Raw genomic sequence first — 16264 nt, forward strand, 5'->3', positions numbered from 1 at the left:
GAGTATCGTTGTCGGACTTGCTTTCTGGATGCCGTGCTGTTGCTAGTCGGTGGAGCGGACCGCGGTCACGAAGCCGATCGTGCTGGCCGGGCTCTGCCGGTCGGCTGCGGTCAGTTCCGCAAGCCCGGCGGCCAGGACCAGATCGCCATGGTCGGCGGTGGCTGTCTCCCAGCCGTGTGATTGCAGATAGGCCGCGACGTCGGTGTGCTCACCGGGATAGGTCAAGCCGGCGATATCCATGTCGAGTCCATGGGCTCGCCATCCCTCGCTCATCTGCTGCGCCAGTTGCTGGGACTCCGCCGATGACCCATTGATAGTTCCGTAGTCGGCGGCTAGCCGGCTGCCGACGGCGCTGAGCTCAATGACATTGTCCAGCAATCGAGTTTCGGCCTCCGGCGGAAGGAAACCGATGAGAACTCCTTCGGCCAGCCAGGCGGTCGGGCGGGCGGCGTCGAAACCCGCTGCACGCAGCGCGGACGGCCAGTCGTCGCGCAGATCGATGCCCACCGGATGGTGGTCGGCGGTTGGGGATGCACCGAGTCGAGCCAGCGTGGTGGTCTTGAACTCGATCACCTCCGGCTGGTCGATTTCGTACACCCTCGTTCCGGTCGGCCAGGGCAGCCGGTAGGGGCGCGCGTCAAGGCCGGAGGCCACGATCACCACCTGGCGCAGTCCCGCGGCGATCGCATCGGCAAAGAACTTGTCGAAAAACAGTGCGCGGGCGGCGAACGTGTCCACCATGCGCGCAAATCCGAGACCGGCTGCAACCTCGTCGAGATCAACCTCGCCGGAGGCCGCCCGGGTGAACAAGTCCAGCTCCACGGCGCGGAGCAGCGGCTCGGCAAACGGGTCGGCGATGATCGGCCGTGACCGCCGGGTTGCGGCGGCCCGCGCCGCGGCGACCATGGTGGCGGTGGCGCCCACGCTGTTGGCCAGGTCCCAGCTATCGCCCTCGGTTCGTGCCATCTTCTTCTCCTTCGGCTTGGGCAGGCGTCAATCCACCGTAGGCCGTGTCGGTAAACGATCACGTCGCCTACCGTTCGGGTATGGCTGCAGTGGAATTGCAAACTCTTCAGCACAACATTGCTTGCGTCACCTTGAACCGGCCGACCCGGTTGAACGCCATCGACGGATCGCTGCTCGAGGCGATGGACGACGCCCTCGACGCGCTGAGTGGGGGCGAGTTTCGGGCCGCGATCCTGACCGGCGCCGGGCGCGGATTTTGTGCCGGAGCGGATTTGAGCGGCACCGGAGAGCCTTGGACGAAGGCCACACCCACCACCCCGCCGTTCAAGGCCACCTACGATGCCCAGGTCAGACTGGCCGACCAACTGACCCGGCTCTACGAGCTGCCCATTCCCGTGATCGCGGCGGTCAACGGCGTCGCGGTCGGTGGTGGGCTGGCCTTTGCGCTGCATTGCGATATCCGGATCGCTACCAAGGACGCCAGGTTCGGATCGGTGTTCATCAAGGCCGGGTTCTCGTCGATGGACATGGGCACCAGTTATCTGCTGCCCAGAATCGTCGGTGCCGGGGTGGCGCGCGAACTCATGCTGACCGGCCGCATCATCGACGCTGCGGAGGCCTATCGGATCAGGCTGGTGCACGAGGTGGTGGTAGCGGGCGAGTTGTTGACTGCGGCGCAGAAGCTGGCCGGGTCGATCGCCGAGAACAATGCGTATGGCGTGTGGCAGAACAAGATTGGGCTCAACGCGGCGCTGGATGCCCCCAGCCTGCGGCATGCCAAGGAAATCGAGAACCGTACCCAGATCATCAGCGGCTTCACCAACAACCCGGCCGAGGCCGCCCGCGCGCATCAGGAGAAGCGTCCGCCGGCATGGGATTCGCTGTAGCGTCTAAACTTTCGAGATAATCTTCTCGGCGAACTTTTCCAGGTAGGCGATCTTGGTCTGTAGCGGCTCGGTGTCGGGACCCTTGATGTAGGGCATCCGGAAGCCCACGATGACGTCGGTGACTCCTTTGTCCTGCAGCCGCTTGATGCCGTCGACGGTGTAGGCATCCATTGAGATCACATGGATTTCGAACGGGCGGGTGTGACCCTCTTTCTCGCGAAAGTGCTGAAGTTTGCTGATCAGGCGGTCGAGTTCGTCGGGATCGGTACCGCCGCCATGCATCCAGCCATCCAGGCGCGCCGCGCGCCGAAGTGCGGCATCGGCATGGCCGCCGACCAGGATCGGGATCGGCGCAGTCGGGGCCGGGCTCATCTTCGTCTTGGGAATGTCGTAGAACTCGCCGTGGAACTCGAAGTATTCACCGGTGGTGAGACCTTTGACGATTTCGATGCATTCGTCAATCCTTCTGCCGCGCTTGGCAAAGGGCACACCCATCAGCTCGTAGTCTTCCGGCCATGGACTGGTGCCCACGCCCAGCCCTACCCGATTGCCGATCAGCGCGGCCAGTGAACCGGCTTGTTTGGCGACCAGGGCGGGGGGCCGGACGGGGAGTTTGAGGACGAAGAAGTTGAACCGCAGTGTCTTTGTGACCGCGCCCAATGCCGCGGTCAGGACGAAGGTTTCAATGATCTCCTTTCCGTCGAGAAACTCGCGATTGCCGTCGGGTGTGTACGGATACTTAGAGTCGGACTCGTAGGGATAGGCGAGGCTGTCGGCGATCGTCATGCTGTGGTAGCCGGCCGCCTCGGCGGCCTGTGCCAGCGGGACATAAAACGACGGGTCGGTCATCGCCTCGGCGTAGCTGAGCCGCACGTCATCCCTCCCTTCTGTGAGCGGGCATCCAGATCGATACTAGAACGTGTTCTAGTGCAATCGCGGCGAGTCTGGACAACCGCGGCTAGGGTGTGTCTGCTTAATGTGAATGGTGTTTTGGCTGATGCTGTTTGGGTGATGCGGACGCATGCGATTTCTGATGATTTGTGGTCGCTGATCGTGGCGGTGTTGCCTGCGGGGCGGCGGCGTGGCCGGCCGTGGAACGATCATCGACGTACTCTGGAGGGCATTATCTGGCGTTACCGTACGGGATCTCCGTGGCGTGACCTGCCCGAGCACTTCGGTCCCTGGCAATCGGTGGCCGAGAGGCATCTACGCTGGTCGGTCGATGGCATCTACGCGCGGATCTTCGCGGCGATCGCCTCTGACCTCGACGCCGAGGACGCCGACCTGGGCGCACTGTTGTCGGTCGATTCGACCAGTGTGCGCGCCCACCAACACGCAGCCGGAGCGCGCTCCGGGCGCCGCACAGGGGGATCTGTCGAATTACAAGAAATATCTCGATGAGCCCGATGACCACGCCATTGGGCGTTCCCGCGGCGGGCTGACTACCAAGATCCACGCCTTGACCGACCAGCTGTGCAGTCCGGTCACCCTGGCACTGTCGGCCGGTCAAGCCGGTGATAATCCGATGCTTTGGCCATTGCTGGCCGCCCGGTGCAGCAACTCATACGCCCCGTTTCGCCTGCTGGCGGACAAGGCGTACTCCTATGACTCGACGCGGACACAGCTGCGCCGGCTCAAGATCGCCCATACCATCCCCGAGCGCAGCGACCAGATCACCCGCCGCAAAGCCAAAGGCCGCAACAGAGGACGGCCTCCGGGGTTCTCAGGCCGAATTTACAAGCACCGTAACACCGTCGAGCGAAGCTTCAACCGGCTCAAACACTGGCGCGCGGTCGCCACCTGCTACGACAAATACGCCCTGACCTACCTCGGCGGTGCCACCCTGGCCGCCATCATCACCTACCACCGCGTCCGCAATTAGCAGACAGGACCTAGTCGGCCGGCGCCCAGCAAGCACGCGGGATGAGGGCCCGGCTCACACCGTCGTCGGCTAGAGCTGGTTCTCCGGGCCGATGATCGCCCACACCGTCTTGCCGGTCGCGGTGGGAGTGCTGTCCCACGCGCGGCACAGCGCTTCCACGATGGCCAGGCCGGACACGTCGATGCCCTTTGGCGGAGTCTGCAACCGGATAGCCGGGGCATTGCTGCCGTCGGAGACGGCGATGGTGGCCGCGGTGCCGTCGCACTGGACCTTGATCACTGGGTCGATTCCGGTGTGCTCCAGCACGTTCTCGACGAACACGTTGACGATCACCAAGGCGACCGGTATCAGTCCGGGTTTCGACCACGACGTGAGCCACTCGCGGACCAGCTTGCGGGACTCGCGAAGGCTGCCCAGGTTGGCGGGCAATTGCACCTGGGCATACCGCACCTTGCGTCGCGCGAGCCGGCCGACGGCCTTGATGGCGCCTTTCTCGGTGGGGTACACCGGCATGAAACGGGTAACTCCGGTTCGGGTGATCAGTTCCCGGCCGGCGCGACTCGCGCACACCAGCAAGATGGGGACATGCTGCGGGGTATCGACCTGCCAGCGTACGCTGACAAAGATGGACCAGGACGCTTCGTCGGGTACCTGCAGGGCGCTGACGTTGACGACGACGGCGGACGGCTCGTCGAGCGTGGCCTTGATGATGGCATCGCGCAGCGCCGCGCAGTTGGTGGAGTCGATGGCGCCCTCGACCGAAAGGACCACCAGCGAGTCTTCGCTGCGCGTCTCGATGGCCAAGGCGTTGGGAGACTTCGCCGTCGCGTTCACTGGACCCGCTCCCGCTTCCGCGAGCTGATCATCGCCCCGACCGGCGGCCGGTGCCTGGCTAGCCGATCTGCAGACATCCCGAACCGGTATGCCAGCTGCATCCTGTCCTCCGGTTCCATGTCGTGCTCCTCGAACTCCCGCCCGTGAATCGTTAGAGGACACCGCCTACATCGGTGGCGCAAACTTCCATTTTCGGCCAATGCGGACGCTTTGGGTACATCGGGTGCCATCTGTCCTGCCCATGGCCAAGAGACGGGAAATTTCGTCGGCTATCGATGGTTCGTACCCGGACCGGGTAGATCGGCGCGGCCGGCAAATCAGTGCAGCATGCCAAGGGCGGGCCGGGCGGATCCTGCCACCGCGCCCGCCCGAACTGCCGACCGCTATCGCAGACCATGCCGTTCTCGCTTGTGTCGTCGTCCGCCACCGCACGAGCCACCCAGGATGGTTACCCACACACGTGCGCGGCCAACCCAAGTCTGGGATGGGTCAAGCCTATCGGGCTTGGATCGGACAAGCGCGACGACTACGCGCCCAACGGCCGACGCAGCGACGCCTACCGGCCGCTGTCCGCATAGGGGGGGGTGCACCCAGTCCCGCGACCGAATGGGTGCCCCACGGCGTTTGCTCGATGACACGTACCGCGGCGCTTCGTTCACCTACGGTTAGGGTGCCCGCCCTGGCCTGCTTGAGCGTGTCCTGCGGAAGCGGATCAAGGACCGTTCCCTGCCAGTGGTAATTGCCGTCGATCGGGTCAAGGTGGCCGGCAAGGCGCACATGCACCGCATGGCGGACGCCGCCAATCTCCAACGTGGCCGCCCCGTCATAAATGTTGGGGATATTGGGAATGCCAGTGTCTTCGGGCGCCCCGGCGGACAGGTCGAACGCCCGAAGCGGCTGGTATGGCTGCACCGGCCTTAGCTGGGCGCGCTCGTTGAACACTTGCTGGCTGCTGCGCAGCACCTCGATGCGGGTGCTGGCGGTGCGTTGCAGCAGTTCCACGCACTCGGCGACGTAGCTGATCCGCGCGGCGACGTCGGGACCGCAGATGAAGAAATAGTTGGGAAACCCGTGCACGGCAACACCCAGGAAGGCCTCCATGCCCGGGTACCAGGCCTGTTGGATGGTCAGTCCGCGCGTGCCTACCAGTGTCGGTTCAACGGTCTGCTCAGGGATGGTGAATCCGGTGCCGTAGATGACGGCGTCGACGGGGTGCTCGATGCCATCGTTGGTCCGGATGCCCGACGAGGTGAGCGCTTCGATGGCTGATGCTGCGATCGTGGGCGCCCGCCGCGGTTGCTTGGCGCCGATGCGGCCGAGCAGCCATCGCTTGGCCTGGGTTGGGCGGCGTGCAAGGTCAGTGACCACGCGCCGTGGTCCCTGGGCGAACACGGTGACCGATGCCGCGGAGTCCGCCCACTCATCGATCCAATGAGCGACGTTGGAGTCGGTGCCCACCACCGCAATGCGCTTGCCCGCCGGACGGAAAGCCGGGTCGGGTGCGCCCGCGTGAAATGACTCGCCCCGGAAATCGTTACGCCCGGCAAGGTCGGGTGTCCAGGGCACGTACACCGGCCGACAGGCCGCCACGATCACGCGCCCGCACACGGTGGCGCCATCGGCGGTGCGCACCGCCCAGGTGTCGGTGTCGTCGTCGAAGGCCGCGCCGATGACCTGGCCAGGCCGCAGCTGCGAGTTGGCGGGCAGGCCGGGGGCATGGTCGAGGATGACGACGTCGCAGACGCCGGCCGCCAGCAGTGCCGCATGCACACTCCGGCCGCGGGACCCCGCCCCGATGATGACGACGTCGTGGCAGTCGCGGGGGGCCCGCGCGACACCGGGGGTGTGGGTCACAAGAACCTGTTGCGCTTCCAGCCGCGCCGCGCGATCGGTCCCAGCAGGCCCACCTCGGTCAGAAAAGTGGCCAGCGGTGCGAAGCCGGCGATCTGTATTTCGCGCCGATGTGGGCTGCTGCGCGCGATCCGGCGGGCCCGCTTGGGGTCCAGGCCCGCTCGTGTGTACGGGATCGGATTGCTGAACAGATAGTTGAAGAAGTACCCGCCGGGCCCGTTGATGTTGGCCATGAACCACCGGTTGACCCGAGGCATCTCGCCCACCCGCTTGCGTGCGCCATCCCGCGCGAACTGGATGTGGCGCGCCTCCTCGGTCACGTGAATCCGCATGAGCCGCTGGATGATTGGCTGCAGTTCCGGATCGTCCATCATCTGGCGCTGCAGCGAATCGAAGATCTCCTCGTCGATCAGCGCGGCCACCCACAGCATCGAACCCCGCTGAAAGGCCAGCGGAAGGGTGTTGATGACCATCCGATGCAATCGCCGTGGGCGTACCGGCTTGGCGCCGATGCGCTCGATGGCTTTGCCGAACATGACCATGTGGCGGGTCTCGTCGCCCAGCTCGGTCAGCTTGTAATGCGTCGAGCGGCTGGTCGGGTCCTCGTGCAGGATGGTGCGCAACAGCGACTGGTTGAGCATGTTCTCGAACCAGATCCCGGCCGAGAGCGTATTGACCAGCTCTTGGCGGGACAGCTCGATCTGCTGCTCGCGGGTCATTTCGTCCCACATCTCGGTGCCGTACAGCGACACCAGCCTGGGGGGCAGGTACAACTTGTCCGGGTCCAGCAGGGCATCCCAGTCGATGTCGACGATGGGTTCGTAGGACTTTTTGACCGAGCCTCTGAGTAGGCGTTCGGAGAACTCTTCACGACCCGGCCCACTTGGTTTCACCGCAGTGGTCATCGCTTGGCGTCCCTTCATCAGGTGCTTCAGACGTTAGGGAGATCACACTCGATAGTCAATACCCATGGTACTGGGTACCGCGGGTAACGGATAGGTATTTCGGGATCTCAATTACGTTGTGTTGCAAGACCCGGACGACCTCCCGGAAGGACGCCATGGTGAGTCGGCATATTCACGTCATCGGTATCGGCGCCGGTGATCCCGACTATGTGACCGTCCAGGCGATCAACGCGCTCAATGACACGCAAGTGTTTTTCGCGATGGACAAAGGCGAGGCCAAAAGTGAGCTAGTGGAGTTGCGCCGGGCGATATGCGCACGATTTATCCGCGAGCCGCGATATCGCTTCGTCGAGTTGCCCGACCCCAAGCGTGCGGTGGATGCCCATTACGAGGAGGCGGTTTCGGAGTGGCACGCGCAGCGGGCACGGATCTGGGCGAGGGCCATCAGCACCGAACTGGGGCCCGGTGGGGTGGGGGCTTTTCTGGCCTGGGGCGACCCCTCGCTCTATGACAGCACCCTGCGCATCCTGGATGCGGTGTCCGCCGAGGTGGACTTCAGCTATGACGTCATCCCGGGCATCACGGCAGTTCAGGCGTTAACGGCCCGGCATCGAATTCCCCTCAACGATGTGGGCGCGCCCGTCGTCATCACCACGGGCCGGCAATTGCGCGCCCGCCAAGTCGCCGGCACGGCGGTAGTCATGCTCGACGCCGATTGCTCGTTTCGGGCCTGCCCGCCGCAGACTCGCATTTGGTGGGGCGCCTATCTGGGCACCGAAGACGAACTGCTCGTTGCGGGCACGGTCGGCGAAGTTGGCGAGCGCATCGCGGCATTGCGTGCCGAGGCTCGAGCGCGGCACGGCTGGATCATGGATACCTATCTAATTCGAACTTATTAAGGGCTTGCGTAGGCGAGCGCGCTGAACTGCACTGGCTCGATGATGAATTAAGGATTTGGTTTAAGCGCCAGTATCGGGCGCTGGATCGCGCTAGCAGCGGCGTCCTACTCAACTTGTGTCAAAGATCACGTTTTGGCGATTGCGCTGTCGTGGGGTCGGGAGGTTTTTCAATGTCGTGGGTGATCGCAGCGCCCGAGTATGTGGCAGCAGCGGCCAACGATCTCGGGGGTATCGGTTCGACTCTTGCTCAGGCCAACGCGGCCGCGTTGGCACCGATCACCACGGTGTTGCCCGCGGGCGCCGACGAGGTGTCTGCTGCGATTTCGTTCTTGTTCGGTGCGCACGCCCAGGCGTACCAGGCGCTCAGTGCGCAGGCTGCGTCGTTCCACCAGCAGTTCGTCCAGCTGATGAGTGGCGGTGCCACGGAGTATGCCGCCGCCGAGGCGGCCAACGTGACGCCGATGCAACAGGTCGAGAACCTGGTAAATGCACCGGTGCTGGGTCTGACCGGGCGTCCGTTGATCGGCAATGGTGCCAACGGAGCCGCGGGCACCGGGGCGGCCGGGGGTGATGGCGGCTGGCTGTACGGCAACGGCGGCAACGGCGGCTCGGGTACGGCGGGCCAGGCCGGTGGTAACGGTGGGTCGGCCGGGCTGTTGGGCAATGGCGGAAACGGCGGCGCCGGCGGAGCGGGCGCCGCCGGTGCCTCGGGGGTATCCGGCCAGGCCGGTGGTAGCGGCGGTATGGGTGGCAGCGGTGGGTTGCTGTACGGCCTGGGCGGCACCGGCGGTCTGGGTGGCCTTGGCGGCAACGGTGGCGCCGCCACCACGGCCGGCACCAATGGTGGTGCCGGCGGCGACGGCGGCCTGGGCGGGCGCGGCGGATTCTTATTTGGTGATGGTGGGGTAGGGGGTCGGGGCGGCGACGGTGGCGATGCCACCGGTTCCAGCAACGCAGCAGGTACCGGCGGCACCGCGGGCTCCGCCGGCAACGGCGGCGACGGCGGCCACAGCGGATGGTTGTACGGCAACGGCGGTAACGGCGGCAATACCGGCAACGGGGGGACATTCCAGGCCAGCGCCGACACCATCGTGTCCGGTGCCGGAGGTGGAAACTTTGCGGTAACCGGCGGTAATGGCGGCGACTCCGGGCTGTTCGGCATGGGCGGCGCCGGTGGTAACGGCGGCAACGGTGGGGCGGGCAAGGCCGCCGCCGGCGACTTTACCTTTGCCGGTGCTGGTGGCGACGGCGCGTTCGGGGGTAACGGCGGCAACGGCGGGTTCATCTGGGGCAACGGGGGCGTCGGCGGCGACGCCGGGGACGGTGCGGCCGGCGGAGCGGGCACCAACAACTTCCAATCGTATGCCGGCGGTGGCGGCTTCGGCGGTGTCGGCGGCCAAGGCGGTCTGTTCGGTAACGGCGGTAACGGTGGCAGCGGCGGTAACGGCGGCGACGGCGGCGCGGGTGCGCGCAACGGTGCAGATGCCGGTCCGGGCGCGCTCGGCGGCCAAGGTGGCAGCGCGCTGCTGTTCGGCAACGGCGGCGCTGGCGGAGATGGCGGTGCTACCGGGACGCCCGGCACCTACAGCGATGGCACCGGTACCGGCAGCGTCTACCAGACCAGTGACGGCGGTGGTGGCGGCGACGGCGGCTTCTTCTTCGGTAACGGAGGCAAGGGTGGCGCGGCGGGCAGCATCCCGGCGGGCTTCACGGCTCCCAGCGAGAACGGAATCGGCGGTACTGGAGGTGACGCCGGGCTGATCGGCAACGGTGGGGACGGAGGGGCCGGTGCCCCCGCCGCCCAGGGCGGTATCGGTGGCTTGGGCGGTTCCGGCGGAAAGCTGTTCGGCACGGCTGGGGCGCCCGGACCGGCGTAGCCGCCGATTGCCAGGCAGGTGCCGCCCCATCCGGATCGCGATTGAAACCCTTGGTAGCCGTCAGAGGAGCCATCGATGTCTTACCTCTTCGCTGCGCCCGAGTTAGTTGCTTCTGCAGCAACGGATTTGGCGGACATCGGATCGTCGATCAACGCGGCCAGCGTTGCCGCGGCGGCACCGACGACGGGGGTACTGGCCGCCGGGGCGGATGAGATTTCTGCAGCCGTTGCGGGCATGTTCGCCGCACACGCGCAGGCCTATCAGGCCCTCAGCCAGCAGGCGGACACATTTCACGCACAGTTCGTGCAGCTGCTGTACTCCGGTGCTAGCGCCTACACCGGCGCCGAGGCGGCTAATGTGTCGCCGCTGCAACAAGCCCTTGAAGCCGTTAATGCGCCGGTACAACAGCTGACCGGCCGGCCCCTGATTGGCAACGGCGCCGACGGGATCAACGGGACGGGGCAAAGCGGCGGTGATGGCGGCTGGCTACTCGGTAACGGCGGTAACGGCGGGTCCGGCGCGGCGGGTCAGGCCGGCGGGAACGGCGGGTCGGCCGGGCTGTTGGGCAACGGCGGTGCCGGCGGTGCCGGTGGCGCCGGTGCGTCCGGGGCCGCCGGCGACAGTGGCCTGACCGGCGGCAACGGGGGAATCGGGGTCGCGGGAGGATTTCTGTACGGCCTCGGCGGCAATGGCGGGATCGGTGGCCACGGCGGCGACGGCGGCGCGGCCATCGGAACCGGCACCGACGGCGGCAATGGTGGTAACGGCGGCCTGGCCGGCGCGGGCGGACTGCTCTTCGGCAACGGTGGAGTTGGTGGTCAGGGAGGCGACGGCGGCGACGCCACCGGCGGCACCGCCACATTCAGTGGCGGCCTCGCGGGCTCGGGTGGCAACGGCGGCAATGGCGGTCAGAGCGGGTGGCTGTACGGCAACGGTGGCAACGGCGGAAACAGCGGTAGCGGTGGCACCTTCGAGACCGCCGGGGGCTCCGTCCTCAGCGGCGCGCAAGGCGGTGGTTTCGCCGCCTCTGCCGGTAACGGCGGCAATTCCGGGCTGTTCGGTAACGGTGGCAGTGGCGGCAACGGCGGCAACGGCGGCAACGGCGGACTCGGCTAGGCCGCGAGCGGCGACGATAGCCAGGGCGGCGTAGGTGGCGATGGCGCGCAGGGCGGCAACGGTGGCAAGGCGGGCTTCTTCTACGGCAACGGCGGCAATGGCGGCTTCGGCGGAAACGGCGCCAATGGCGGAGACAACTCCGGCACGTCATCTGCCGTCAACGGTGCCGGCGGCATGGGCGGCTGGGGCGGCGCCGGCGGCCAGGCGGGTCTGATCGGCAACGGCGGCACCGGGGGAGCCGGCGGGAGCGGCGGCACCGAAAACGGCGACGCCGGTCCCGGCGGGTTCGGCGGCCGTGGCGGCGACGCGCTGCTGTTCGGGAACGGCGGCAACGGCGCCAACGGCGGAAACACCGGTGCCCCCGGGACGCTCAGCGGCGGCGGCACCGGGACCGTGTACCTGACCAGCAATGGCGGCGACGGCGGTCAGGGAGGCATCTTCTTGGGCAACGGCGCCAACGGTGGTGCGGCCGGCAATGTGCCCGCCGGCTTCATGGCGCCTTCGCTCAACGGTATCGGTGGTGACGGCGGCGACGCCTTCCTGATCGGCAACGGTGGCAACGGCGGTGCCGGTGCCGTTAGCGACCAGGGGGGCACCGGCGGCACCGGTGGAACGGGCGGATTGCTCTTGGGCCTGCCCGGGTTGGAGGGGCCCGCATAGCCCGCCACACACACGAGTATTTGCCGAGCCCGATGTCGGGCCCAGCCCGTAGCGTCTGACTCGGGCTGCAATGCGAAAAATCCCGCGGATATGTCGGGATCTCACAGGAGGTCGTTAAGTGTCGTTTCTCTACGCCGCACCCGATTTCGTGGCCGCTGCGGCCACCGATTTGGCCAGTATCGGTTCGTCGATCAATGCGGCCAGCTTTGCCGCCGCCGCGCCGACGACCGGGATAATGGCCGCCGGCAGCGACGAGGTGTCTACGGCCATTGCCGGAATGTTCGCCGCACACGCTCAGGCATATCAGGCGCTGAGCACCCAGGCGGAACTGTTTCACGCACAGTTCGTGCAGCTGCTGAACTCCGGCGCTAGCGCCTACACCGGCGCCGAGGCGGCAAATGCTTCCCCGCTGCAACCGGTACTGGACGCGGTGAATGCGCCGTCGCAGGCGCTGACCGGGCGTCCGCTGATCGGCAACGGCGCCGACGGCGCGGCAGGAACCGGGCAGAACGGCGGCGACGGCGGCTGGTTGATCGGCAGCGGCGGCAGGGGCGGTTCCGGCGGCGTCGGCCAGAAGGGCGGCAATGGCGGCTCCGCCGGCCTCTGGGGCAACGGCGGTAACGGAGGCCTCGGTGGTGAAGGTGTCCAAGGCGGACCGGGCCACCCCGGCCAGGCCGGCGGTAACGGCGGTAACGGTGGCAACGCCGGCTTGCTGCAAGGGGTTGCCGGAAACGGCGCGGCTGGAGGTTTGGGCGGCAACGGCGGCACGGTGGGTACGGGTCAGAGCACCAACGGCGGGGCCGGGGGCGATGGCGGCTCCGGCGGCTCCGCGGGGCTGTTCGGCGGCGGCGGTGCTGGGGCGCTCGGTGGCGACGGCGGAAATGGTGTGGGTAGCGACGGTCACGGTGGCGGCGCCGGTAGCGGTGGCGACGGCGGCAACGGAGGATTTTTCTACGGCGACGGTGGCAACGGTGCCGACGCCGGCAGCCCCGGCGCCGGTCAGTCGCCATTCGGCTCACTCGGCATCGCGGGCGAGGGTGATGGCGGCGATGGCGGGAATGCGTTTCTGATCGGCGACGGGGCAACGGTGGTGCCGCGGCCGCATTCGGCTTCCCTGGTTTTGGCGGCAACGGTGGATTGCTGTTCGGCAAGGCCGGGGCCGACGGTCCGGGTAGGTAACCTGGCGCGGACGTGATGCATCAAGTCAAGATGCCTGCGAAACCTGGTTCATGCATCAGGTAAGGAATGCCCGCGAAATCGGGGTCAGGTGGTGGTCTTGCTTTTGATGCGGATGCCGGCTTTGAGGGCGGGTAGAGCGGCGGGTATGGCGGCGAGGTAGAGCTGTTCGGTCTTGTCTTTGGCGAGTCTGAGCAGGGCGGCTTGCAGGTCGGCGATCTGGTGGGCGATCGCGGCGGGGTTGAGGCTGTTGCGGTAGGTGAGCAGCTCTGTTTGTTGGGCCGCTGAGAGGACTCCGGCGGCCAGCAGCCGGTCCAGGGGTCTGGGGCTTGTCGTAGAGCCGGCGGCGGTGACCGTCGCGGCTGCAGCCGTAGCTGATGGGTTTGATGGTGGGGGTCAGGTAGTTGAGCCGGTCGTTGACCAGGTGCCACAGCCGGTTGAGCACGGCGCGTTCTTCGTCGGTGTCGTAGCGGTAGTAGAACCCGTAGCGACGCACGAGGTGGTTGTTTTTGGACTCGATGGTGGCCTGGTCGTTCTTCTTGTAGGGTCGTGAGCGGGTGAAGAAGATCTCCATGTCCGCGGCCCACTTGATGACCGCCTTATTGAGGAATTCGGTGCCGTTGTCGAAGTCCAAACCCGTTACCTTATAGGGATTTTAGTAATTCCGGTTTTGAGGGCGCCCAGGATGTGGGGTGGGCGTTGTTGCGCACCGTGCGGGTGAACACCCAGCCGATGTGCATGTCGGTGAGGTTGACCGTGCGGGCGAACTCACCTTTCAGTGTCGGGCCGCAGTGCGCCACGGTGTCGCCTTCGAAGAACCCCGGAGATTCTTCGGCCTCATCGCCTGCTTTGCAGATGGTGATCGAGGACCGCAGCAGCGGGAGGGTTTCGTCGTCGACACACCCGAGATCTGGTCGCGGGCCTTGGCGCCGCGCAGGTAGCGGTCGATCGTGGCGCTGCTCATCGCCAACAGCTCGGCACGCACCGCCGGGCCGTAACGGTCACGGCCGTCCACCAGTTCGCCGTGGCGTTCTAGAGCATCCAACTGAAGTGCCATGGAAGCGGCCAGGTACCGGCCGCACTGCCCGCCTGAGGCCGCCCACACCTTCTGCAACACCTTGAGCGCATCCTAGGAGTACTTCGGATTGCGTTGCCGGCGAGTCCGTTTGGCGACCTGCCGACCCGCTCCCGGCGGCGCGGCCGCCGCCCTCAACCGCCGCCGGGCGTTGTCACGCGACCAGCCGGTGACCGCCACCACCTGATCCAGAATCTGCCCCTTGTCCGCCTTCGGCGCCCCCACATACGCCCTGTCGAACTTCGCGGTGATCTCGGCCCGAGACGACATCGACAGCCCACTTCCCATGCCTGCTGAGGATCGACCGTTTCGCGGGCATTTTTACGTGATCCACCGAGGACGCTTCACGGGCATTTCTCGTGATGCTTGCCGGCGGATGGACACCCCGTTGCGACCATCGGCACACTGAACAGGTGCCCGAACTCCCGGAGATCGAAGCGCTGGTCGACCACCTGCGCCGGCACGCCGTCGGGACCACCATCGGCCGCGTCGATGTGGCCGCGCTGTTGGTGCTGAAAACCTTCGACCCGCCGATCAATGCCCTGCACGGCCAGACCGTGACCGGTGCGGGCCGGTGGGGAAAATACCTGGGGGTGCAGGCGGGGCCGCTGTGGTTGATCGCGCACCTCTCGCGGGCGGGCTGGTTGCGCTGGTCGGACAAGCTGGTGGCGGCCCCACTGCGCCCAGGCAAAGGCCCGATCGCGTTGCGCGTCCATCTCGGCACCCCCCGGGGTGGCACCCGGCTTCGATCTCACCGAAGCCGGGACCCAGAAGCGCCTGGCAGTCTGGCTGGTCGAGGATCCGCGGCAGGTGCCCGGCATCGCCACGCTCGGACCGGATGCGCTCGAACTCGGGCCCGAGGCGCTGGCCGGCGTCTTGGGCCCCACACCGGCCGGATCAAGACGGTCATCACCGATCAGAAGGTGATCGCGGGCATCGGCAACGCCTACAGCGACGAAATCCTGCACGTCGCGAAGATCTCGCCGTTCGCCGCGGCCGCAAAACTGTCCGAAGAACAACTTGCCGCCTTGCACGACGCGGTGGTTTCCGTTCTCACCGACGCGGTCAGCCGTTCCGTCGGCCAGGGCGCCGCCACGCTCAAAGGGGAGAAGCGTTCCGGCCTGCGGGTACACGCGCGCACCGGCCTGCCGTGCCCGGTGTGCGGGGACACCGTGCGAGAGGTTTCGTTTGCGGACAAGTCATTTCAATATTGCGCGACCTGCCAGACCGGCGGCAAAGTGCTGGCCGACCGGCGCATGTCGCGGCTGCTCAAGTAGTGGCGCTCGAGCATCGCGACGCTGCGCGGGGTAACCGCCCGTCGGCCCGACAACTCGACGCTGGGCGGGCAGCCGATATGCTGCGCGAATGACCCGCCAGAAAATTCTCATCACCGGCGCCAGTTCCGGGCTGGGTGCGGGCATGGCCCGCGCTTTCGCTGCCCGAGGCCGCGACCTAGCGTTGTGCGCGCGACGCACCGATCGTCTCGAAGAATTGAAAAGCGGACTCGCCCAAAAGCATCCAGAAATCACGATCGCGATAGCCGAGCTGGACGTCAACGACCACGACCAAGTGCCCAAGGTATTTGCCGAGTTGCGCGATGAACTGGGCGGCATCGATCGCGTCATCGTCAACGCCGGCATCGGCAAGGGTGCACCGTTGGGCTCGGGCAAACTGTGGGCGAACAAGGCGACGATCGAGACCAACCTGGTGGCGGCGCTGGTGCAGATCGAAACGGCGCTGGAGATGTTTCACAAGAGCGGTTCTGGCCACCTGGTGCTCATCTCCTCGGTGCTCGCCAGCAAGGGAGTGCCGGGCGTGAAAGCCGCCTACGCAGCGAGCAAAGCCGGCCTGAGCTCGTTGGGCGAGTCCTTGCGCGCCGAGTACGACAAGGGCCCGATCACCGTCTCGGTGATGGAACCGGGCTACATCGAGTCCGAGATGACGGCGAAATCGGGCAGCACAATGTTGATGGTGGACAACGAAACCGGTGTCAACGCGCTGGTCTCCGCCATTGAACGCGAACCTGGCCGGGCCGCGGTGCCCTGGTGGCCGTGGGCGCCGCTGGTGCAGTTGATGCGGGTGCTGCCGCCGCCGCTGGCCAAGAAGTTCGCCTAGCGCCTGCTCGCGCCCCTAGGT

At 66.6% G+C, this 16264-nt stretch carries 13 protein-coding genes and 5 pseudogenes; 9 read left to right on the forward strand and 9 right to left on the reverse strand.

Annotated features, from left to right (window positions below; translation table 11 throughout):
• Positions 1–42 precede the first annotated feature (42 nt).
• Complete coding sequence (locus G6N41_RS09045) at positions 43–966, reverse strand: class I SAM-dependent methyltransferase (protein WP_198967169.1); 924 nt, start codon at positions 964–966, stop codon at positions 43–45.
• 89 nt (positions 967–1055) lie between these two features.
• Between G6N41_RS09045 and G6N41_RS09050 the strand changes: the two genes are divergently transcribed.
• Positions 1056–1853 carry an enoyl-CoA hydratase/isomerase family protein gene (locus G6N41_RS09050; RefSeq protein ID WP_198967795.1) on the forward strand — a complete coding sequence of 266 codons (798 nt, stop codon included), beginning with the start codon at positions 1056–1058 and terminating at the stop codon, positions 1851–1853.
• Positions 1854–1856: 3 nt separating this feature from the next.
• Here G6N41_RS09050 and G6N41_RS09055 read toward each other — a convergent pair whose 3' ends face one another.
• A complete protein-coding gene (locus G6N41_RS09055) occupies positions 1857–2726 on the reverse strand; it encodes an LLM class flavin-dependent oxidoreductase (protein ID WP_198967170.1) in 870 nt (289 codons plus the stop codon).
• A gap of 135 nt (positions 2727–2861) precedes the next feature.
• On the opposite strand from G6N41_RS09055, the pseudogene G6N41_RS09060 reads away from it, so the two are divergent.
• Positions 2862–3735, forward strand: a pseudogene (locus G6N41_RS09060) (IS5 family transposase).
• A 69-nt stretch (positions 3736–3804) separates the two neighbouring features.
• Here G6N41_RS09060 and G6N41_RS09065 read toward each other — a convergent pair.
• The 3 genes from G6N41_RS09065 to G6N41_RS09075 form a co-directional block, all read right to left on the reverse strand.
• Entirely contained in the window at positions 3805–4569 is a 765-nt protein-coding gene (locus tag G6N41_RS09065; RefSeq protein WP_198967171.1) for an STAS domain-containing protein, read from the reverse strand.
• A gap of 495 nt (positions 4570–5064) precedes the next feature.
• Positions 5065–6135 (reverse strand): DUF4873 domain-containing protein, encoded by a 1071-nt coding sequence (locus tag G6N41_RS09070; protein ID WP_407663796.1) that lies wholly within the window; start codon positions 6133–6135, stop codon positions 5065–5067.
• A 284-nt stretch (positions 6136–6419) separates the two neighbouring features.
• Entirely contained in the window at positions 6420–7325 is a 906-nt protein-coding gene (locus G6N41_RS09075) for an AurF N-oxygenase family protein (protein WP_198967173.1), read from the reverse strand.
• A gap of 155 nt (positions 7326–7480) precedes the next feature.
• Between G6N41_RS09075 and cobF the strand changes: the two genes are divergently transcribed.
• The 4 genes and pseudogenes from cobF to G6N41_RS09095 form a co-directional block, all read left to right on the forward strand.
• On the forward strand, positions 7481–8224 hold the full coding sequence (gene cobF, locus G6N41_RS09080) for a precorrin-6A synthase (deacetylating) (RefSeq protein ID WP_198967174.1): 744 nt from the start codon (positions 7481–7483) through the stop codon (positions 8222–8224).
• 170 nt (positions 8225–8394) lie between these two features.
• Positions 8395–10101: a PE family protein gene (locus G6N41_RS09085; protein ID WP_198967175.1), complete on the forward strand. Its 1707-nt coding sequence runs from the start codon at positions 8395–8397 to the stop codon at positions 10099–10101.
• 75 nt (positions 10102–10176) lie between these two features.
• A pseudogene (locus tag G6N41_RS09090) lies at positions 10177–11877 on the forward strand (PE family protein).
• A 118-nt stretch (positions 11878–11995) separates the two neighbouring features.
• Positions 11996–13044: pseudogene (locus G6N41_RS09095) on the forward strand (PE family protein); the annotation flags it as partial.
• Between the two features lie 67 nt (positions 13045–13111).
• On the opposite strand, the gene G6N41_RS28305 reads toward G6N41_RS09095, so the two are convergent.
• The 4 genes from G6N41_RS28305 to G6N41_RS09115 all read right to left on the reverse strand — a co-directional run bounded on the left by G6N41_RS28305 (position 13112) and on the right by G6N41_RS09115 (position 14398).
• Complete coding sequence (locus G6N41_RS28305; protein ID WP_231608534.1) at positions 13112–13687, reverse strand: hypothetical protein; 576 nt, start codon at positions 13685–13687, stop codon at positions 13112–13114.
• 10 nt (positions 13688–13697) lie between these two features.
• A complete protein-coding gene (locus tag G6N41_RS09105; protein ID WP_198965232.1) occupies positions 13698–13853 on the reverse strand; it encodes a hypothetical protein in 156 nt (51 codons plus the stop codon).
• On the reverse strand, positions 13829–14110 hold the full coding sequence (locus G6N41_RS09110) for a hypothetical protein (RefSeq protein WP_198965176.1): 282 nt from the start codon (positions 14108–14110) through the stop codon (positions 13829–13831). Before G6N41_RS09110 ends, G6N41_RS09105 begins: the two co-directional genes overlap by 25 nt.
• A 72-nt stretch (positions 14111–14182) precedes the next feature.
• Positions 14183–14398 (reverse strand): hypothetical protein, encoded by a 216-nt coding sequence (locus tag G6N41_RS09115; RefSeq protein ID WP_198968098.1) that lies wholly within the window; start codon positions 14396–14398, stop codon positions 14183–14185.
• Positions 14399–14490: 92 nt separating this feature from the next.
• On the opposite strand from G6N41_RS09115, the pseudogene G6N41_RS09120 reads away from it, so the two are divergent.
• The 3 genes and pseudogenes from G6N41_RS09120 to G6N41_RS09130 all read left to right on the forward strand — a co-directional run.
• A pseudogene (locus G6N41_RS09120) lies at positions 14491–14784 on the forward strand (DNA-formamidopyrimidine glycosylase family protein); the annotation flags it as partial.
• Between the two features lie 154 nt (positions 14785–14938).
• Positions 14939–15405 (forward strand): annotated as a pseudogene (locus tag G6N41_RS09125) (zinc finger domain-containing protein).
• A gap of 88 nt (positions 15406–15493) precedes the next feature.
• The gene (locus G6N41_RS09130; RefSeq protein ID WP_198967176.1) at positions 15494–16243 is read left to right on the forward strand and encodes an SDR family oxidoreductase; all 750 of its coding nucleotides are present in this window, start codon (positions 15494–15496) and stop codon (positions 16241–16243) included.
• Positions 16244–16264 lie beyond the last annotated feature (21 nt).

Source organism: Mycobacterium shottsii, from assembly GCF_010728525.1.
In the GTDB taxonomy this organism is placed as follows: Bacteria; Actinomycetota; Actinomycetes; order Mycobacteriales; family Mycobacteriaceae; genus Mycobacterium; species Mycobacterium marinum.

Coding starts and splice junctions, on each gene's coding strand:
- G6N41_RS09045 (WP_198967169.1), bottom strand. CDS start 966: ATGGCACGAACCGAGGGCGATAGCTGGGACCTGGCCAACAGCGTGGGC.
- G6N41_RS09075 (WP_198967173.1), bottom strand. CDS start 7,325: ATGACCACTGCGGTGAAACCAAGTGGGCCGGGTCGTGAAGAGTTCTCC.
- cobF (WP_198967174.1), top strand. CDS start 7,481: ATGGTGAGTCGGCATATTCACGTCATCGGTATCGGCGCCGGTGATCCC.
- G6N41_RS09085 (WP_198967175.1), top strand. CDS start 8,395: ATGTCGTGGGTGATCGCAGCGCCCGAGTATGTGGCAGCAGCGGCCAAC.
- G6N41_RS09110 (WP_198965176.1), bottom strand. CDS start 14,110: ATGGCACTTCAGTTGGATGCTCTAGAACGCCACGGCGAACTGGTGGAC.
- G6N41_RS09115 (WP_198968098.1), bottom strand. CDS start 14,398: ATGTCGTCTCGGGCCGAGATCACCGCGAAGTTCGACAGGGCGTATGTG.
- G6N41_RS09130 (WP_198967176.1), top strand. CDS start 15,494: ATGACCCGCCAGAAAATTCTCATCACCGGCGCCAGTTCCGGGCTGGGT.